The sequence below is a fragment of the Pseudoalteromonas sp. SWN29 genome, assembly GCF_015864465.1.
Lineage (GTDB): Bacteria > Pseudomonadota > Gammaproteobacteria > Enterobacterales > Alteromonadaceae > Pseudoalteromonas.
Window position 1 is genome coordinate 13048 of record NZ_JADYXE010000049.1, and the last position, 20271, is coordinate 33318.

General features: G+C 39.1%; 12 protein-coding genes. 6 read left to right on the forward strand and 6 right to left on the reverse strand.

All coding sequences use genetic code 11. The features are described 5' to 3' along the window. Window positions 1-195 precede the first annotated feature (195 nt). Window positions 196-4077: a S8 family serine peptidase gene (locus I6F53_RS16580; RefSeq protein WP_197240383.1), complete on the reverse strand. Its 3882-nt coding sequence runs from the start codon at window positions 4075-4077 to the stop codon at window positions 196-198. Between the two features lie 915 nt (window positions 4078-4992). Here I6F53_RS16580 and I6F53_RS16585 point away from each other — a divergent pair. The 5 genes from I6F53_RS16585 to I6F53_RS16605 all read left to right on the forward strand — a co-directional run bounded on the left by I6F53_RS16585 (window position 4993) and on the right by I6F53_RS16605 (window position 11624). Further along, complete coding sequence (locus I6F53_RS16585; RefSeq protein ID WP_197240384.1) at window positions 4993-6804, forward strand: glycoside hydrolase family 3 protein; 1812 nt, start codon at window positions 4993-4995, stop codon at window positions 6802-6804. 1 nt (window position 6805) lies between these two features. Beyond that, complete coding sequence (locus I6F53_RS16590; protein WP_165740908.1) at window positions 6806-7537, forward strand: 5-oxoprolinase subunit PxpA; 732 nt, start codon at window positions 6806-6808, stop codon at window positions 7535-7537. 345 nt (window positions 7538-7882) lie between these two features. Beyond that, complete coding sequence (locus I6F53_RS16595) at window positions 7883-8569, forward strand: 4'-phosphopantetheinyl transferase family protein (protein ID WP_165727922.1); 687 nt, start codon at window positions 7883-7885, stop codon at window positions 8567-8569. A gap of 447 nt (window positions 8570-9016) precedes the next feature. Next, window positions 9017-11083, forward strand: coding sequence for a TonB-dependent receptor (locus tag I6F53_RS16600; protein WP_197240385.1), 2067 nt, complete (start codon window positions 9017-9019; stop codon window positions 11081-11083). 79 nt (window positions 11084-11162) lie between these two features. Further along, window positions 11163-11624, forward strand: coding sequence for a hypothetical protein (locus tag I6F53_RS16605; RefSeq protein ID WP_166377515.1), 462 nt, complete (start codon window positions 11163-11165; stop codon window positions 11622-11624). Window positions 11625-12047: 423 nt separating this feature from the next. Here the strand turns inward: I6F53_RS16605 and I6F53_RS16610 are convergent, their stop codons facing one another. The 5 genes from I6F53_RS16610 to I6F53_RS16625 all read right to left on the reverse strand — a co-directional run bounded on the left by I6F53_RS16610 (window position 12048) and on the right by I6F53_RS16625 (window position 17400). Next, window positions 12048-12851, reverse strand: a complete 804-nt coding sequence (locus I6F53_RS16610; RefSeq protein WP_166421815.1) for a heme ABC transporter ATP-binding protein — start codon at window positions 12849-12851, stop codon at window positions 12048-12050. Window positions 12852-12854: 3 nt separating this feature from the next. Then, window positions 12855-13907, reverse strand: a complete 1053-nt coding sequence (locus I6F53_RS16615; protein ID WP_197119013.1) for a FecCD family ABC transporter permease — start codon at window positions 13905-13907, stop codon at window positions 12855-12857. A 2-nt stretch (window positions 13908-13909) separates the two neighbouring features. After that, a complete protein-coding gene (locus I6F53_RS16620) occupies window positions 13910-14692 on the reverse strand; it encodes a heme/hemin ABC transporter substrate-binding protein (protein WP_331460806.1) in 783 nt (260 codons plus the stop codon). Next, window positions 14664-14831: a hypothetical protein gene (locus tag I6F53_RS20675; protein ID WP_231616623.1), complete on the reverse strand. Its 168-nt coding sequence runs from the start codon at window positions 14829-14831 to the stop codon at window positions 14664-14666. Before I6F53_RS20675 ends, I6F53_RS16620 begins: the two co-directional genes overlap by 29 nt. A gap of 967 nt (window positions 14832-15798) precedes the next feature. Continuing rightward, a complete protein-coding gene (locus I6F53_RS16625) occupies window positions 15799-17400 on the reverse strand; it encodes an isocitrate lyase (RefSeq protein ID WP_165741547.1) in 1602 nt (533 codons plus the stop codon). Between the two features lie 403 nt (window positions 17401-17803). Between I6F53_RS16625 and I6F53_RS16630 the strand changes: the two genes are divergently transcribed. Further along, window positions 17804-19993 carry a malate synthase G gene (locus I6F53_RS16630; RefSeq protein WP_197240386.1) on the forward strand — a complete coding sequence of 730 codons (2190 nt, stop codon included), beginning with the start codon at window positions 17804-17806 and terminating at the stop codon, window positions 19991-19993. Window positions 19994-20271 lie beyond the last annotated feature (278 nt).

A 20271-nucleotide genomic window follows, 5' to 3' on the forward strand; every position in this document is an offset into this window, starting at 1 on the left:
TATACGAAGTTAAGCATTATACCCATTTAAGTGTTTTTAGTTAAGGTGGTTTGTTTGATTCCACGACTAATCGCTATGGTATGGACTGATAAATAATAATCCCAGCGTTGTAATTTTTTGTCCTCCAGTAAATAATAAAAAAACCATTAGCTTCAAATGAAGCTAATGGTTTTTATTTATAATACGTATTTAATCTTACGAATTATTTTTTCTACGACGTACGAACAATAACGGTGTAAGCAAGGCCATTAACCAACCAAATGAACCACTACTACCTTTATTTTTTGTAATGTTTGCGGTTGCTACTGTCATATCTGAATTTCCATTTCCATCATTTACTTCTAATTGGAAAGAGATTACTTCATCAGCAGATACTTTTGGTGCTTCAAAGGTGATTGATGCGCCAGTACCCGTTAAGCTAACAGTACTTCCTGATAACTGTTTCCAAGAGTAAGTTAATTCATCATTATTAGCATCGCTAGAGCTAGAAGCATCCATAGTTACAGTTGTGCCTTCTCGTGCACTTGATACATCAGATACAGAAGCTACAGGAGCAACTTCAATAACGCCAAAGTTATAAGTAGATTCAACTGCATTGCCGTCAATTGTATTAGTTAATACTAGCTCTTTATCAGTTCCTGATTGTCTAGGAATTAAATCAAAGCCCACTGACATTGTTTTTGTTGATTCACCCGCTACGCGAGTAATAGTCCACTCAACTATGTTGTCAGTAATAACACCATCGTTATCAGCATTTGCTATTTCTTGCCCTTCTGTAACCATTGCTTTTAATGTATAAACTTTATCTGAATTGGTAAAGTTTGGTTCAATATCAAAGCTAACAGCTTGAGCTATTCCAGGAGTCATAGTTTGGCTCGCTGTTTCTAAGTCAGAAGAAACCACTTCAGTTACTTCATCATCTGCGAACGATACTGTTAATGGGATTTGTACTTCTGTAGAGTCATCACCTGATTTTAGTGATAGTAATGAGCTGCTGCTTACGTTATCAGACCATTTAACTGTTAAGTCAAATGAACCATTACTCTCTGCAACACTAGCGCTAACAGTATCACTCATAGAGTCTTCATCTGTTAAGATTGATGATGCACTAATTACCACTTCATCCGTTGCACCTGGTGCTGATGCAGTATAACCGTCAGCTACAATGTAGTAAGTACCGGCTGGTAGATTAAGGAAAGTAACGGACTCGTTTGAGTTAGGGCCTGCACTGCTACCAATCTTTTCAAGCCCGCCATCTAAAGCGCGTAAAACGCGTAAGTCGATATCCGGCGCTGTTACTGATGAAGTGCTAAACACAACATTTGGTACAACTTCATCAAAAGTAAGTACTATAAAGCCGAGACCTTCATCTTCAACTTCTACTGTTTGTGGTTCAACTAAGTTAGAGCTCTTATCAAATACACCAACTTCAATATTATTCAAACTTTTAGACATCAAATTAGTAAATGTGTAAGTACCGCTTGAGCGAGATGCTGCTACAGATAATGCTTCTGGTAAGTTGGTTTCAGCTACTTGCACTAAAATAGGCAAATGAGCATCGGGTAAACCGGCTGAAGTTAGTTCAAGGCTACCAAAGTTCCATACATCTGCAGCAGATGCACTTACATCAGCAGTTACAGTTAGTGTCTGCGTTTCGCCCGCTTTAATATCAAAGCTAGTTGGTGAAACAGTTAACGCCATATTGTTAGATGTTGATACTGACGTTGCAGTCCAGTTAGCATCTTTAGTTGCAGTAAATGTACGAGTCCAAGTACACGTATCAATACATTGTGTATTTGTCATTGAAGGAATGTTTAATGATAAAGGAACGCCACCCGTTGCTGGGTTTGCCTTCATGTAGTTACCAAACGTTTCATCCATGATTAGACCGGTATTAGTTGCTAAATTAACGCGAATACTACCTGAGCCCATATCGAATACGTCAGCTGGCGTTGCACCATCTTCTTTACGTACATCAGTTGTAGCCGTCATCATTAATGCTGAACGAATGTTATCTGGTGTCCATGTAGGATGTGCAGATTTTAATACCGCACCAGCACCTGATGTATGAGGCGCTGACATTGATGTACCTTGTAAAAAGGCAAAATCACCAGGAGCAGGAGTACTTACATCGTTACCAAAATCTTGGTCATTGTAAGCTGCATAAATTGATACACCTGGTGCTGTTACTGAAGGTGTCATGATATCAGCAGTCGTACTATTTGGTCCACGAGATGAGAAGTCAGCCATATTGTCAGCTTGACCAATAACTAGCGTAATAGCTGGGTCAATAGAGATCATCATGCCTGAATTTGAAGCTAATTCTTCTAATAACGCTTTACCTGAGTTTTCAGAAATTCCAACCGCTGGGATAGTAGTGTCTTCTAAACCAGACATACCAAGAGATGCATCACCATCTTTATTATTGTAAACAATAACAGCGCTTGCTCCTGCTGCGGTTGCATTGTTTACTTTATCTGCAAAAGCACATGCACCACGGCTAATTACAGCAACGGCATCTTTAAATGAATCAGCAGCAAAGGCATTACAACCCTCAAAGTTAGTTGCATCAACTGAAAGTGATGTAACAGGAGAGCCTGTTACGATTTCTGAGAGTGTAGGTCCATTTCCACTTGAGAATGCAAAACTTTCTTCATTAAATGTAACAAAGCTATCTAGAGTTCGACCATGTGTTGAAGCACCAACTACGGTATACCACGGTGCATTTTTTGATGTTGTATACGCTTCTGGGCCATCGTTACCAGCAGATACAGCTGCAAAAATGCCAGCTTCTTGTGCTGCTAGAAAGCCTAATTCTGTAGAGCTAGCCCAAGGGTTACCGCCGCCACTGATAGAGTAATTTAAAACATCGACACCATCTGCAACAGCATCATCTAAAGCGGCAACAATAGCTGCGCCAGGACAACCTGTATACTTATCGCTTAAAGCAGGGTCAGAATTTGAATTACCAGGGCTACAAATTTGGTAAGCAACAATATTCGCATGCGGTGCTACCCCTGATATTTGCTCAAACGAAAACGCTTCATTAACAATACCGTCGCTTTCTAAAACACCATTATCTAAAGAAATTAACGGCACATTTTTTAAAATATTACCACCTGCTGTACTTGCAGTATGAGAACCGTGACCGCCATAATCTTCACCATTTTTAGCTGGCGGTGTAGGACCGAATACGTCTAAATCATCGTAGTTATCAGTAACACTTGCGTATGAACGTACACCAATCAATTTGTCGTTACATAGCTCAACAAAATCAGTAGCACAATCACCTACGTAATTACCTGCGCCCCAAGGGTTAGTGTGGTCGTAGCCATCACCACCAATATCTGCAAATGAGTCGTGATCTGTATTAACACCACTATCAATTACACCAATAATAACGCCTTCACCCATGTTAGTGGCTGAATTACCTTCGCCTTGCCATACTTGAGTAGCGCCAATATGGATAGGGCCAGTATCAGTATCCATTGTTTCCATACGTTCACGTTCAACATATTCAACGCCATCTAAAGTAGCTAATTTTACAGCTTGCTCTTGAGTTAAACGCATCGCAACACCGTTGAATGCATTTTTATATTTATATACAACGTTTGCTTGCTTACCTAATGAAAGGCGGGCTTGAGAAAGGAAGCTTTGTTGTTTATCTTCAAGGTAGTTGGTGTATTGAACAGCATCTGTAGACTTAGTATTTAAACGCAGCTGATTACGTACTTCTTGTGAGCTCATTTTGCTGTTAGCTAACTTTGAAAAAAGTTCTTTTTTAGCTATTTTAGGGTTTGTAGCGGCAAAGCCAACAACGCTGCCATCGTAGGTCGCTAACGGTAGATCTGCTAGGCGCACAATATAAGTATATTCGCCAGGTGCTAAACTAGGTTCAACAACAATTTTCTTTGCTACTTTAGTTATACGGGTAGATGAAGTTGGTGATGTTTTAGTTTTGTCTACTGCAGATTTTGAAAGTGCTATTTGTTGATGAATACTATTTCCACCGGCTACAGAACTTAGTGATACTGTTAATAATGCTGCTGAAACAGCTAATGCTACTTGGGTCTTCACTGAATACTCCTTGCGCTTTTTTGCGCATGTAATTATTATTTTTGATGATTTATTTAAAAATAAAAGTGAATTTAAATTGAAATAAAGAAGGTTGCTTAAAAAGATACCACGTGTCATTTAAATGTAAATATAGTGTGTTCTTTCTTTCGTGATAATTCATGGTAGATGTAACTTTTACAGAAAAATAAATAGAAAAAAAATAGATTTAAAAAAATAATTGTTATATCACGATGAGTTATTAGTTATTGATTTTTATCAGTTTTGGTTTTTTTGGGTGCGTATTAAATAACATATCGCACTAAGTTAATTGCTATTATTATTGTGTTTATTGAACTAATCTAGGTTTACATTTGTTTACATAAAATTTCTTTATGTTTAATTTGATTCGATATTTGTAACCGGATCTATAAACTTGGTTGAAATTTTATTCATAGAAGCTGCATCTATTGATGGTGGGCCGATTAAACTGTGTGCTTACAAACTTTTAGAGTTAAAGTATGTGCAGTGTATGTCACACTTAAACCTCGAAGCGAGAGCTATAATTTAGTTATCTCGATTACTTCTGCGAATACCTTGCCCTATGTATTTGTTATGGGTAATAAGGAGTCAACCATCATAGAACAAGTCATTTCAACCGCTCGTACATTGCATTTATAAAAACCACTATAATTATGTATATATAACTTATAATGTTCAGGTTTTATTGACTTAAAATTATGTGTTTATGTATAAATAAGTTGCTAATAAATATAAATATTAAGCAGCTATTAAGTTTATAAAAACACTTGTTTTATGGCTTTGCAGTTGCGTCTAAAAGTAGATAAGCTGCGTATACTTATCTACTTTTTAGCCTTGGAGAGCGTTTTGCTAAATAAGTATGCTGTATCGTCTATCGTTTTTTTATCTGGGTGTTTAATGCCATTACAATCTTCTTTCGCTAAATCAACACTTTCTCTTGAACAGCAGCTTGGTCAAAAGTTAATACTCGACTTTCGCTACTACTGTGAGCAAGGTGCGAGTAAACAATGCCGAACGCAAATGACTAGTTTGCCAAGTGAGTTAGCAAATATAGTGACAAAGTATAATATTGGTGGGGTTATTTTATTTTCAGAAAACACTCAATCAATAGAGCAAACCATTACGCTTAATAGCCAATTACAGTCGGCTGCAAGTAAGTCCAGTAGTAAGCTGCCTTTATTTATATCAATAGATCAAGAAGGTGGACGTGTAGCGCGTTTACCACGCGACGTTGCTACATCATTTACCGGTAATATGTCGATTGGTGCAACGTACAAAAAACACGGTACAAGCTTTGCCACAAAAACAGCAACAGTAATAGCTAAAGAGCTAAATTCGCTGGGTATCAATGTAAATTATGCGCCTACCGTTGATGTAAACATGAACCCCGATAACCCTGTTATTAATGTACGCTCGTTTGGTGAAAACCCTGTATTAGTGAGTAAATTAGGCGCAGCTCAAGTTGCAGGGTTTGAAAACAACGGTGTTATTACCTCGTTAAAGCATTTTCCGGGTCACGGCGATACAAACGTAGATAGCCATACAGGTTTGCCTAAAGTAAACCATGCAAAAGAAGTTATTTACGAGCAAGACCTAGCGCCGTTTAAACACATTATCGCCAAGCAAAACCCTGGCATGATCATGACGGCGCACATTCAATATCCAGCGCTCGATAGCACAACGTTTGTAAGTGTTGATGGCAAAACCATGATAAAACCGGCAACAATGTCGCGCGCAATCATTACTGATATTTTACGCGGTGAGCTTAATTACCAAGGTGTTGTAGTAACCGATGCGCTTGATATGGCTGGTATTAGTAACTTTTTTACACCAACTCAAGCGGTAATTAATACGTTTGCGGCTGGGGCTGACATTGCCCTAATGCCCGTTGAAATTAGAACGCCGGATGATTTAAACAAGCTCGATGACCTTATTAAAGAGCTTGTTGCAGCGGTTAAATCAAAACAACTTGATGAGCAAGAAATCGCACAATCAGCGATGCGTATTACCTCTCTTAAAAATAAATTTAGATTAAGCACTAATTTTGACCCTATTACCGCGCTTACTGAAGCTAAGCAGGTTATTGGCAGTGCAGCACATCGTGAAATAGAAGCGCAACTTGCTGTAGAGGCTATAACGCAGGTTAAAAATAATAACAGTATTTTACCGCTTAATTTAAAAGCAGGAAGTAATGTTCATATTATTATGCCCGACACGCGTAAATGTATGGCAATGCAGCAAGCAATTGAAGCTACCAGCCAGCAAAAATTCACCTATAGCTGTAGTAGCTTACAAGGGTTCGACCCTGCACTCGCAAAAGCACAAATACACGCTGCTGATATAGTTATAGCCGGCAATGCAACGCCTAATCAAAGTGCGGTAGAAATTGGCGGTATGGATGATTTAAAAGACGATCCTAATTTTGCACTTAATAATGCAGAGCAACCAAAAGCACTTGAGTCATTATTAAATATGGCAAAAGAGGAAAATAAAAGCACTGTTTTTATAAGCCTAAGAGCACCGTACGACATTGCTAAATTTGGTAATTATGCAAATGCTGTACTTGCATCCTACGCATATAATATTGATGTAGATAAAAACGATATTGTATCTGGGCCTGCTTTTACCGCCCTTGCAAAAGTGTTACTGGGTGAAGCGCCTGCTAACGGCGTACTGCCTGTTACAATAAAATCGCAAAAGGCGCATTAATATGAAACTTAATTGTGATTTAGGCGAAAGTTTTGGCGCGTGGAAAATGGGGCTAGACGATGATGTAATGCCACATATTGATATGGCTAATATTGCCTGTGGTTTTCATGCCGGCGATGCCGATGTAATGGCAAGCACGCTCACACTTGCCAAACAATATAACGTACAAATTGGCGCTCACCCCAGCTACCCAGACCTGCAAGGTTTTGGTAGGCGCTCAATGAATCTTAGTACAAGCGAGCTAATAAACTGCCTGCATTATCAAATAGCCGCTATTGAGGGCATGGCAAAAGTACAAGGTTTAACGCTTAGCTATGTTAAACCACATGGCGCGCTTTATAACGACATGATGGCTGATGAAACAATATTAAACACTGTCATGCATGCCATTGCCATCTACCCAACCCCATTAAAGCTCATGCTACTTGCAACGGCTAAAGCACAAAGCCATCAGCAACTTGCCAAAACATACCAATTAACATTAATTTTAGAAGCCTTCGCGGACCGTCAATATACCGATGCAGGACTGTTAGTATCGCGGAATATTCCTGGTAGCGTGCATAATAAATCGGCACTGATTGCGCAAGTAAAACAACTGTTAACTACAGGCTGTGTAACAACTCAATCGGGAAAGGTATTACCTTTACATGCTGATAGTTTATGTGTGCATGGCGATAACGAAGCAAGCATTGCCCTTATTCAGGAGATCAAAGCTCTGTGCCAAACTCGTTAAACACTCAAAAACTAAGTAACCTGAGCTCTGGTTAAGAGATTTACTAAAGTGTTGAATCATGGTGATATTTAAATTTATTTTCTCTAGCCAAAGATTTTCAGTGAAAACAAGGCAAATTTACACGTCAATAGCTGGCCTATTGCAAGTGAATTCAACACAGTTAGCGCTGAAAACAGCTGCTCGATATAGATTTATTATCCAGAGTTCAGGTTAATTAATCATGCATATTGTACATTACGTAATGAGCTTAAGCTCAGCACAGGTCATAAACTTTACTTTATTTATTATATTTTTAACGTACCATTAAAGCGCTACTCTTAATTTTAGGAAAAATGCAAATAGCATATGGAACTTTCCCCTTATACTCAGTTTACACCCTACCTTAGCCACAGCACTTTTTGTTGTAAATTTGATAGTAACCACTTTATTGATAGTGACTTTTCGAGTTATCAGATTTTTTCACCGCTGCAACTTCAAAAAGCAGTCACAAAACGAAAGGCCGAGTATTTGGCTGGCCGATTTTGTGCGAAAAAAGTACTAAACGCACTCGGTATTTCCTCTTTTGATATTCTTTCTGGCAATGATCGCGCGCCGATATGGCCTGATAAAGTTATCGCTAGTATTACCCATACTCAAGGGATTGCAATGGCAATGGCCTCTCAGCGCACAGATATCGCTGGCATTGGTATTGATATCGAACAGCTAATGAGCGCAAAACAAGAGCGAGAGCTACAAGAACAAATTTTGCACCCTAATGACTATCCTCAGTTTAGATTGTTCGCAGAGCAGGTATCACACCCGTTAACCATTATCTTCTCAGCAAAAGAAAGTATTTTTAAAGCTTTGTACGCAAGTGTGAAACAATTTTTTGGCTTTGAAGCGGCTACGCTCATTGCCTTTAATGAACAACAACTGCAATTTAAAATAACCCAAGCACTTTCACCGCAAGTGCCTAAAGACACTTACTTAACCGTATTTTACCAATGTGACAAAAATATAGTGCTCACAGAGTGCGAATTCAAAAATTCCTAGTTATACCAACCTGCATAAACCTTTGAGCAATTTAACGAATTAAATTGCACTATACGTCGTTAAAATTTTTATTTGAAACAAATAGATAAAAAATTTGTCTAGGACCTGTTTATCTTTCGAGGTTAAATTTTCAGCCGTATGCTTGGTATTTAGGCAAGGCTGAGCTTATGTAGTGTGGTTATTCCCCATAAATAGGCGATAACGTTGAATAAATGCCAAATATGCGCTGCCAGTAGGGTAACGCAGGAGCCGTTACCAAGCCCACTAGGTTACAAACCTCACGCCGCGATTAAATCGCCCTAGATTGAAATAACAGCCAAACCACCTCTCTACTGATTAACAATTAAGTTAAAAATACAACATTAATTAACTTTAGTGTTGTATTTTAATACAATTGAATATAGCATTGAAAACAATTATCATTTACATTTACAGAAGGGAGTACCTGTGAAATTTAAGGATGTTTTAATCCCCCTCGCAGCACTTACATCTACTACAGCTTTAGCTAATACTGATAACAATGACGCAGTGGATCAAATGACCGTTATTGAAGTTACTGGAGAGTTATTATCAAGAAGTCTACTACAAAGTGGTAATAGCGTTGTTGTTTTCGATAGTAAAGAACTTGAAAGCCGCCCCGAATTAAGAACCGTAAGAGACGTACTAAGCGAAATTCCAAACATCACAATGGTCACTGGTACTGGTAAAGCTCCAACAGTAAGGGGTATTGATGGTACTGGAGCTGCAGAAAACGCGAATGCATTTTTTGCAGGCAGCAGAGCACGCTTAAACTGGCAAATTGATGGTCGTTCAGCTACTTATAACGAAATAGTTTTTGGCGATTTAGGTATTTGGGACCTTGAACAAATTGAAGTTCTCAGAGGGCCACAAAGTACTTTAGCTGGGCGTAATGCAATAGCAGGTACAATACGCGTAGAAACACAAGATCCGACGTTTGAACAAGAGTTCACAATTCGTGCTGAAGGCGGGAATTTAGACCAAAAACGACTTTCAGCTATTTATAATCAACCTCTTTCTGAGCAGTTTTCCTTACGAATTGCAGCAGATCAATTTGAACGTAGTTCATCTGTTGATTATGAATCTTACCCTGGTGTTAAAGACCCAGCTGACATGGAAGGCCGTGCAATTAGAGGGAAATTACTTTATGAGGGCGATGACAAATACGGTACACGCGTTGTTGTCACACTAACCGATAACAAATACAGTGGTCCAAATGGTGAAATTATTGATTATCCATTTGATCAGCGTCGTTCTAACTTTCCGCAACAACCCGTTCATGTTACGCATACTAAAAGCTTAGGCATTGAATACAGCGCATCATTAACTCAACAACTACAGTTAGAGGTAACGGCTTCAGCAACAGACTTTAATTTTGAACGTAAATCTACGCCAGATGGTTCTAAAGCGAATATTGATAACAAAGAGTTTGTGATAGAACCTCGTTTACGCTATCAAGGTGATAACGGCGAACAATGGGTTATTGGTAGTCGCTACTACACTTCAAAACAAGATGATTGGATCCAATTTATTGTAAAACAAAGCTTTACTGATGATTCAGATAATTTTGCAATTTACTCTGAGGGTGCCCTCCCATTTAGTGACAAATTTGAGCTAACGGCAGGTTTACGCTACGAAAAAGAAAATCGCAAACGTGAAGGCGGTGATCCTGATAGAGCGATTGCAAAAATAGAATCTGATAACGACTACAGTGCCTTATTACCTAAGCTTGGGCTCAGCTACCAAGTAAGTGATACGCATATTGTCGGTTTACAATTATCTCGCGGGTATAATGCAGGCGGCGGCGGCATTTCCTTTGGCGCACCAATTGTTAACTATGAATATGATGAAGAGTACGTAAACTCTTTAGAAATCTATGGTCGTCAGCAATGGGCTAATAACAGTATAAGCACATCTCAAAACCTGTTTTATTCGCAATATACAGACATGCAACTACCTTTTGATTTAACACCTGAAAACTCACGTGATGAAGCTTATGTAGTTAGAAATGCAGACGAAGTAACTACTATTGGTTTTGAATTTAATGCCGATTGGCAGATTAATGATCAGTTCAATCTTTATGGTGGTTTTGCACTGTTAGATTCTGAGATCACTGATTATCCAAACTCAGGCCTAGAAGGGAACTCATTACTTACGGTTCCTTCTGCTTCTATGAAATTAGGGACCACATGGCAATCAAATAATTGGGTTGTTAACGTTAGTGGCCAGTACACTGATGGCTGGTATACCAGTATTTCAAACGATGAAGGCGGTAAAACAGACGCTTTTGCGACCTTTGATACAAGTTTGAACTACGTTATCTCTGAGCAAGCTAAAGTGTATCTTTCAGTACGTAATATTTTTGATGAAGATGCTCCTGTTGCATTGTATCCAGGTACAGCACCTGCTGATAGCAATGAACCTGATACTAACTTTGATACAGCAGTATTGACCCAACCAAGAACTATTAGTGCGGGCATACAGTATACATTCTAATCAATCAGATTTTTCCACAGCAAAGCTAAATCATTTGCCGTGGAAAAATCTATAAAATCAATAACAAAGGTTATTAAGTATGACAACAATTAAATACGATAGCAGCCTCTGGCCATTAGCTGTAACAGTAGCAAAGGGGGAGTGCACGCTAGCAATGCACTTAGACTCTTTAATATCATGGGATCGTTGGTTTGATAGAGCTGAAGCATTTATTGTAGTGCGTGTTTATACAGATGAAGCATCCTTACAACACCCTAAAGGGGCGGGTCCTGCAACACAAGAATGGCTTAAAAATGGTGCGGCAGAGAAAATGCTACAACTTGTTCAAGCGATGCTTATCGTTGTTCCTGAGGAGCAATATCAAAAATTGCAGAATATGAGCGTTCAAAAAGCCTTTGGTATACCTGGAGCCGTATTTAAATCACTTGATGATGCTGCAACATGGCTGCAGGCATCAACCAAAGAGATAGCGATACCTGAAAATATTGAATTACAAGATGTAGCTACACTTGTCCACTCTCATTGCGGTAATACCAATTAGCTTAATTAAGTGATCTATTTTGAGGTAAGCAAATCGTGTTAATAACAAGGCAATAAAGAGTTAATCGTCCCTCAAAGGGAAACGCATGTTTGGTCTTTATGCTGCGTTATCGCCTATTTATGGGCAGTGACCACACTACATAGGCTCTGCCTTACCTAAAAACCAAACAGGCCGCTGTAAATTCAACCACCAAAATTCAACATGCCCTAGTTATACCAATACCAATAAATAGCTGATCTATTTTACTTGCTAAAACAACCCATTTCTTTGTTGTAAATTTCGTAAAGGGAACAACCATTTACATCAATTTACGCCTAGAACTGAATTATTTTTTTTGCGTAAAATTTAGATCACATACTTAATGGAATTGGTATTACCCCTTTATAAAAACACTCAATAATATGTAATCGATACAACTTAAAATCATATATTTGTGAGTGTTTTTTCCGCCACCATAATGTGGGGAAGTACATCTTCAATATCTGTTTGCAGCTTTGCATTAATATTATAAACATTACTTAAATGGCGCTGTGTTAGTACTTCTTCAGGCGAGCCATGAGCAACAACTTTTCCTTTATCAAGCATGTAAATTCGATCTGCAAAGCTCGCAGCAAGTGATAAATCATGAAGAACAGCAACAACTCCCGCGCCTTGTTTTGCGGTTGTAACGGCTTGGTTCATGACTTCATATTGATGATATAAATCTAAGCTAGCAGTTGGCTCATCAATTAATAAATAAGCATTTTTTTGCTGAGTTAAACTTGGCTGTAATTGGCACAATACACGAGCTAATTGAGTACGTTGCTTTTCACCACCAGAAAGCTGAGTAAAGCATTGCTGTGCTAGGTGAGTAATCCCTACGGCTTTCATTGCATCATTAGAGAACTGTTTCAAGGTAGCCTGCGTGCACTGTTCTTGATGACTAAAATGCGCCATATCAACAACTTCATTAACGGTGAAAGGAAAATCTAACTCGTAGCTCTGGGTTAATACCGCCCTTAATTTAGCAAGCTCTAGCAAACTATACTCATTTAACTCTCGTTGATTAATATTTACAGTTCCGCCACTTAACGGTAAATCTCCTGATAATGCTTTCATTAATGATGATTTACCTGCGCCATTGGGACCAATGATAACTACAATTTCATTTGGTTTTACATAAAAATCAATATTATCCAGCAACGTTTTATGTTTAATTTTTACGCTAAGTTGGTTGCCAATTAACATAGTTCACTTTGCTCCTTGGTAAGTTTTTAACAGCATAATCAAAAAGAATGGACCGCCAATAGCACTGGTTATTAGACCAATGGGGACTTCTGCTGGTAGCATTATGGTACGGGCAAATAAATCAGCAAGGCTAAGCATTAATGCTCCCCCTAACATACAAGCTGGTAATAAATAACGGTGATCTGGGCCTAATATTAAGCGCATAATATGCGGTACTATTAAGCCGACAAAACTAATAACGCCCGTAATTGCGACGGCTGCTGCTGTACAAAGTGCCGTATATATAAAAACCTGCTTTTTCAATTTAGTCACATTAATGCCGACATGCTTCGCTTGAGCCTCTCCTAATAAATACACGTTAAGAGGTTTAGATAAACGTAATAAACCAATACAACAACCAATAATAATACCGAGTGTTGGCATTATCATCGCAAGGTGATTTCCCGCCAAAGAGCCCATACTCCAAAATGTTAAATCACGCAATTGTTGCTCATTACTTACCAGTGTTAAGATACCGATAATAGCGTTTACAATCGCATTTACGGCAATCCCTGCCAGTAGTAGGCTAACAATAGTAAAACGCCCATTTTGCGCGCCCAACCGATAGATAAACATGCATACCGCAATACAACTCAAAAATGCCCCTACAGGCACCGCATAGTAGCCTAAGTTGTCGCTAAAATTAGCAAACAAGCTTGTTCCTAATACAATAGTTGCTACTGCACCTAACGCTGCACCACTGGCAATGCCAATCAAGCCAGGATCTGCTAATGGATTTCTAAATAAAGCTTGCATTGCAGCACCGCAGGTTGCTAAACCAGCTCCAACAACCATCGAAAGTAGAATACGAGGAAGGCGGATCTGCCAAATTATAGCGTGCTTAAGCTGATCATCTACCGGCTGGGTTAGCATAAGCATCGTCTCGCGCAGCGTTATCACAACCCCTCCCTGACTTAGGGCAATAAAAAATACCAATATACAAATAATAAACAAAACAGGAATAGATAAAACCCGTATCCGTTGTTGCGCTAATAACCTATTTCCTAACGCCAGCATAGCTATCGCTCGTCCTGTTGTTTTGTGCTGTTTTCAGCTAATTTTAAAAATCTATATTGATAGCCATCCGGCAAGCGTGTTTTAGGATAAAATGCATGCGCTAGTTCTACCGCGGCTTGAGGCGTTCTAGGGCCCATACTTAACAAATAGAGCGCATCAAAATTGTAAATACGTCCATTTTTTATCGCATTTGAATATTTAAAAACAGATAATATTTCAGCGCTTGGTTGCTGATCATTGGCGCCAATTCCCATACTAATAATCACATCAGGATTTAGTGCTAATGCGGCCTCGCTTGAAATCGTCTGCCAGTTAACCATTGTTTGAGCCATCATATTCACTCCACCTGCAATAGTTACCAACTCATCAGCAGTTGTCTCTGCCCCTGCAACCATAAGTTGACTACTGCGGATAACCAAAACCTTAGGTTTAGTACTTGTTTGCTCTAAAATATATGACAAGGCCTTGCGGTCCGCTTGCAAAGAGTCTGCGAGCATATTGCCCTTACTCACAACATTTAATTGTTTGGCTATTTGCTCTATTTTATTTTCAATACGCCAAAAGTTGTCGTTTTCATGCAAGATAACCAAGTTAGCGCCAGTGAGCTTTAATTGCTCAACCATTTTTTTAGGACCAATATCTGATTCAGCGAGGATAATATCTGGATTTAATGACAACACACCTTCAACGCTTATTTTGCGAACATAGCCAATTTGTGGCTTCTGAGTTGCAGCGGCTGGATAAACACTGGTGCTATCAACGCCAACAATGCGTTGTTTGTTCACCAAGGGCGTAAATAACTTCTGTTATTGAGCCCCCTGCAACCACTATTCGCTGTGGGTTAAGAGGCTGCGGACTTGCATGTACATAGCTATTAGCAAGTAAAATAACAAACGGAATAAATAAAATAGATGAGAGTTTCATGATGTTAAACTTAAATTACAAATAAAAACAATAACAGTTTTCATTTGCAACTAGTAGCTTTTATTATGATTGTTTTAATGCCCTATAAAATTTAGTTTAACCTCTTAGGTAATAAGGTATGTGAGCTTTCGGAGTTAAATGATTTCAATTTAAAGGCTATTTAATCACGGCGTGAAATGTGTAACCAAGTCACCTCATACGGCCCGCATTACTCTAATGGCTGTATCCTTGTAAGAATAAGTAAAATACTGGGTAACAAAAGGGTTTCATCACCAAGTCAAACCTAAATAGCAGCGAGTGTCATTTATGCTTGCCATCACCTACTTATGGTAAATAACCACACTATGTAGGCTCTGCCTCGCCTGAATACCAAACAGGCTGCTGCAAATTTAACCTTGAAAGATTAACAGACCCTAAACTCTATGTAATAAATTTATAGTTTAAATAAAAGCCACTTCAAATAAGTGGCTTTTATATTTACCGCTATAGTATTCAAACTGTAAACCCCCTTTACACTTCTGTGACAATTAAATATCGGACTTAGCTAAAACTTCAGTTAGTAAAATTTCGGTTTATAGCCTTTTTTGTAACTTGAGTTGGTAAAATATCGGTTTGAGTCACTGTTTATACCCTCTCAGTTAGTAAAATTTTGTTTTATAGCAACGAGAAGTTAGTAAAAAATCGGTTTATAAATTCCCTCTGTTTGTCTATTAAAGCAAAAATCAGTCACTTATCCGCTTTTTTTAGTTGCTGTAAACGCTATTTACAGCAAAATCACCTAAAAAAGGTCGTTTTATGAAAGGTTAGTTAAACTCTGATCTGTAAATTTACTCAGGTAGTTAAATCGTGATCCAACATGATTAGGTTAGTTAAAGTCTGATCTGTAATTATGCTTCAATGTTCTAACTTTATTTAAAACAATAAAAAAGGGCCTATTGGCCCTTGAGTAACACTATCTAGTTAGGAATTAAAATTGGTTCATGGTGTTATCTTCACCACCGGCTTTTAGCGCGTTATCACCAGAGAAGTATTCTTTGTGTGTATCGCCCATGTTAGACCCCGCTAAATCTTGGTGCTTAACAGATGCCTGCTCACGGCGAATCTCTTGGCGTTGTACATCACGTACGTACGCCAGCATACCCATGTCGCCAAAGTAACCTTCCGATAAAATATCTGTGCTTAGCGCAGCTGTATGGTACGTAGGCAGAGTAATTAAGTGATGGAAAATACCTGCTTCACGTGCGCCATCGCGCTGGAAGTTTTGTACTAGTAAATCGGCTGCTTGCGCAAGCTCTGTTGCATCCATTTCTGGAGCCATAAGGCCTTTATTGTCGCCAAGGCTTGGGTAAGCACTTAAGTCACGGCCAGCTTCTTGCCACTCTTGGTACACTTGCTCACGGAACTTAAGCGTCCAGTTAAACGAAGGCGAGTTGTTGTATACCAGTTTTGCATTTGGCACATGCTCTTTTACACGATTTACCAGCTCTGCGATTTGTTTAACATGTGGTTTTTCTGTTTCAATCCACAGTAAATCAGCGCCCGACTGCAAGCTCGTAATACAATCTAGAACTACGCGGTCTTTTTCAGTGCCTTCGCGGAATTGAAATAAACCGTTATCTAGGCGAGTTGGTTTACATAACTGGCCATTAATTTTCATTGCCGTGTCGCCTTCATTTAAGTCATCAACACCGTTAATTGGCGTGGTTTCTAAAAATGCATTGTACTGGCTTGCTAAATCACCAGGTGTTTGCGACACAGGTACTTTTTGAGTAAGGCTGGCACCTAATGAATCTGTGCGTGCCACAATAATACCGTTATCAATACCGAGTTCTAAAAAAGCGTAACGTACTGCATTGATTTTTGCTAAAAAGTCTTCGTGCGGTACTGTAACTTTACCCGCTTGGTGACCACATTGCTTAGCGTCAGACACTTGGTTTTCTATTTGAATGGCACACGCACCGGCTTCAATCATTTTTTTAGCGAGTAAATAAGTTGCTTCTTCGTTACCAAAACCAGCGTCAATATCAGCAATAATTGGCACAACATGGGTTTCAAAGTTGTCTATTTTATCAATAACCGCTTGAACGTCACCGCCATTCGCTTTTGCTGCATCTAGGTCATTAAATAAGTGGTCAAGTTCGCGTGCATCAGCTTGCTTTAAAAACGTATAAATTTCTTCAATTAATGCAGGAACCGACGTTTTTTCGTGCATGCTTTGATCTGGCAGCGGGCCAAATGCAGAGCGAAGCGCTGCAACCATCCAGCCACTTAAGTACACATAGCTGCGTTTAGTTGTTTTTTGGTGGCGCTTAATAGCCATCATCATTTGTTGGGCAGTAAAACCATGCCAACACCCCAAAGACTGTGTGTACTGGCTTGTGTCTGCGTCATATGCAGCCATATCTTCACGCATTACGTCTGCTGTGTATTGCGCAATTTCAATCCCAGTACGAAAGCGGTTTTGTAAACGCATACGGCTTGCGTATTCAGGGTTAATAGCTTTCCATGGGCTGCCTTGAGATTGGCAAAGAGTAGAAAGAGTGTCTGTTTCGCGTTGATATGTTGTCATAATAAAATCCTTCGAACGAGTGTGTAATACCAACCTGCATAAATCTTTGATCAATTTAACGAATTAAATTGCACTATAACGTCGTTAAAAATTTTTTATTTAGAATAACTAGATACAAAAATTTTTGCCTAGCTCTAGCGTAATTTTCTTAACGTTAAATAGACCCCATATATAAGTAGATTGGTATAAATTATTTTAATGTTGTGAGAGTGGCTAGGAGTGTGTGCTCCGTTTCGCTTGATTCAACATTAGGCTCATTTTTTAGATTTAGTAAATTTATAGTTATTATTGCGGCTATACATTTTGTGAATGGCTAAAAAGCACTCAACATTGCTTTTTTGAGTTATTGTTGCCTTAACGCACAAGCACACAACAACATCGCGACCGTTTAAGGAAGGCAATTATGTCCCACACTCTCACACATTCAGGACTCAGCGTAGACACACAACTTGCTGATTTCGTTAAAAACCAATTACTCCCTGGCACGCATTTGAGTGAGCAGCAGTTTTGGCAAAACTTTGCACATATAGTGCAAACACTTACCCCTACAAACACAGCATTGCTTGAAAAGCGAGAGCTGCTTCAAAAGCAAATAGACGACTACCATCTTGCTAATAAAGCGTGGGATAGCGTTAAGTACCAAGCCTTTTTGCAAGATATTGGTTATTTAGTAAAAGAGCCTGCCAACTTTGAGATTGAAGCTCAAAATGTAGAACCCGAGGTAGCGCTTACAGCAGGGCCTCAGTTGGTTGTGCCTGTAAGTAACGCACGCTTTGCACTTAATGCTGCTAACGCACGTTGGGGTTCGTTATACGACGCTTTATACGGCACTGATGTGTTAAGCGAAGAAGACGGCGCCGAAAAAGGCACTACTTACAACCCAGTACGTGGTTTTAAAGTCATGGCCTACGCTCGTCAGTTTTTAGATAAAGCATTGCCGCTGACTAATGGCTCGCACATAGAAAGCACTAATTATTCAGTAGTAGATGGCGCACTTTTAATTACGTTACGTGATAGCTCTCAAACCACATTAGCTAATCCATCTCAGCTTATTGGCTATCAAGGTGAAGCGCAAAATCCTACTGTAGTGTTATTAAAAAACAATGACTTACACATAGAGCTACATATCGATCACCACCACATTATTGGCCAAGCAGATAAAGCAGGCTTAAAAGATGTAGTGTTAGAGGCCGCACTCACCACCATTATGGACTGTGAAGATTCAGTAGCTGCAGTAGATGCAGAAGATAAAGTACAGGTTTATAAAAATTGGCTTGGTTTGATGCAAGGTAACTTAGTTGAATCGTTTAAAAAAGGCGATAAAACCGTAGAGCGTACCCTACAAAGTGATAAAATATACACCGCACTTGACGGCGGCACCGTTACTTTAAAAGGCCGCAGCATGATGTTTGTTAGAAACGTTGGCCATTTAATGACGAACCCTGCTATTACCGATGTGTACAATCAACCGGTATTTGAAGGCATTATGGATGCGATGTTTACAGCCACCGCTGCCCTGCACGACCTAAACAAAAAAACAGGTATAAAAAATACCAGCGCGCAAAGTATTAATATAGTAAAACCAAAAATGCACGGCCCTGAAGAAGTGGCGTTTACTAACACTTTATTTAGCCTAGTAGAGGAAGCGCTAAGCTTACCTAAAAACACCCTTAAAATGGGTATTATGGATGAAGAACGCCGTACATCTGTAAACCTAAAAGCCTGTATTCATGCAGCTAAAGAGCGTGTGGTATTTATCAACACCGGATTTTTAGATAGAACCGGCGATGAAATTCATACCTCTATGCAAGCGGGTGTTGTACTTCCAAAAGCACAGATTAAACAGCAATCATGGATAAGCGCATATGAGGATCGCAATGTCGATATTGGCCTTGCTTGTGGCTTAAGTCATAAAGCACAAATTGGTAAAGGCATGTGGCCAATGCCAGATAAAATGGCATTAATGATGGAGCAAAAACTAGCACATCCTAAATCAGGCGCTAATACAGCATGGGTGCCCTCCCCTACAGCCGCTACTCTGCACGCAATGCATTATCACGATGTAAACGTATTTACCGAGCAGCAAAGTATTGCTAAACGTACTATTGCTAGCCTTAATGACCTGCTTACACCGCCGCTAATGGCAGACCCTAAAACGCTTTCAAAAGAAGATATTCAAAGTGAGCTAGAAAACAACGCACAAGGCATTTTAGGTTACGTTGTACGTTGGATTGATCAAGGTGTTGGCTGCTCAAAAGTACCCGACATTAACCATATCGGGCTAATGGAAGACAGAGCAACACTTCGTATTTCAAGCCAGCATATGGCTAATTGGTTGCTAAATGGCGTGTGTTCACAGGCGCAAATAAAATCAACAATGGCTAAAATGGCCAAAGTAGTTGATGGTCAAAACGAGCACGACACTGCGTATACACCCATGGCAATAAACGAAGAAACCCTTAATAACAGCATTGCGTTTCAAGCTGCACTTGCACTGGTTTTAGAAGGCGCAACACAACCGAGTGGTTACACTGAACCACTACTACATAGCTACCGTATAAAATATAAAGCACAAAAAACGAATACGCTTTAAGCGCTTAAGCAAAGTTCAGATTAAGTACTAAACCAGCTTTTAAGCTGGTTTTTTATCGCCTAAAATTAGAATAACAGCACTTTTAAGGCATTTTAAAAATATATATTCAAATAAGCATAATACACATGAATATCTAACATTTATTCAAACGTAAAAAAGCGTGTTTTGCATACACAAAACACGCTTTTTAAATCTTTTAGCTAGGGGCTGTTGATCTTTGTAGTACATATATTAATCAGCCCACATTGGTAGCCACATCATAGTGAATGCTAAAGCGA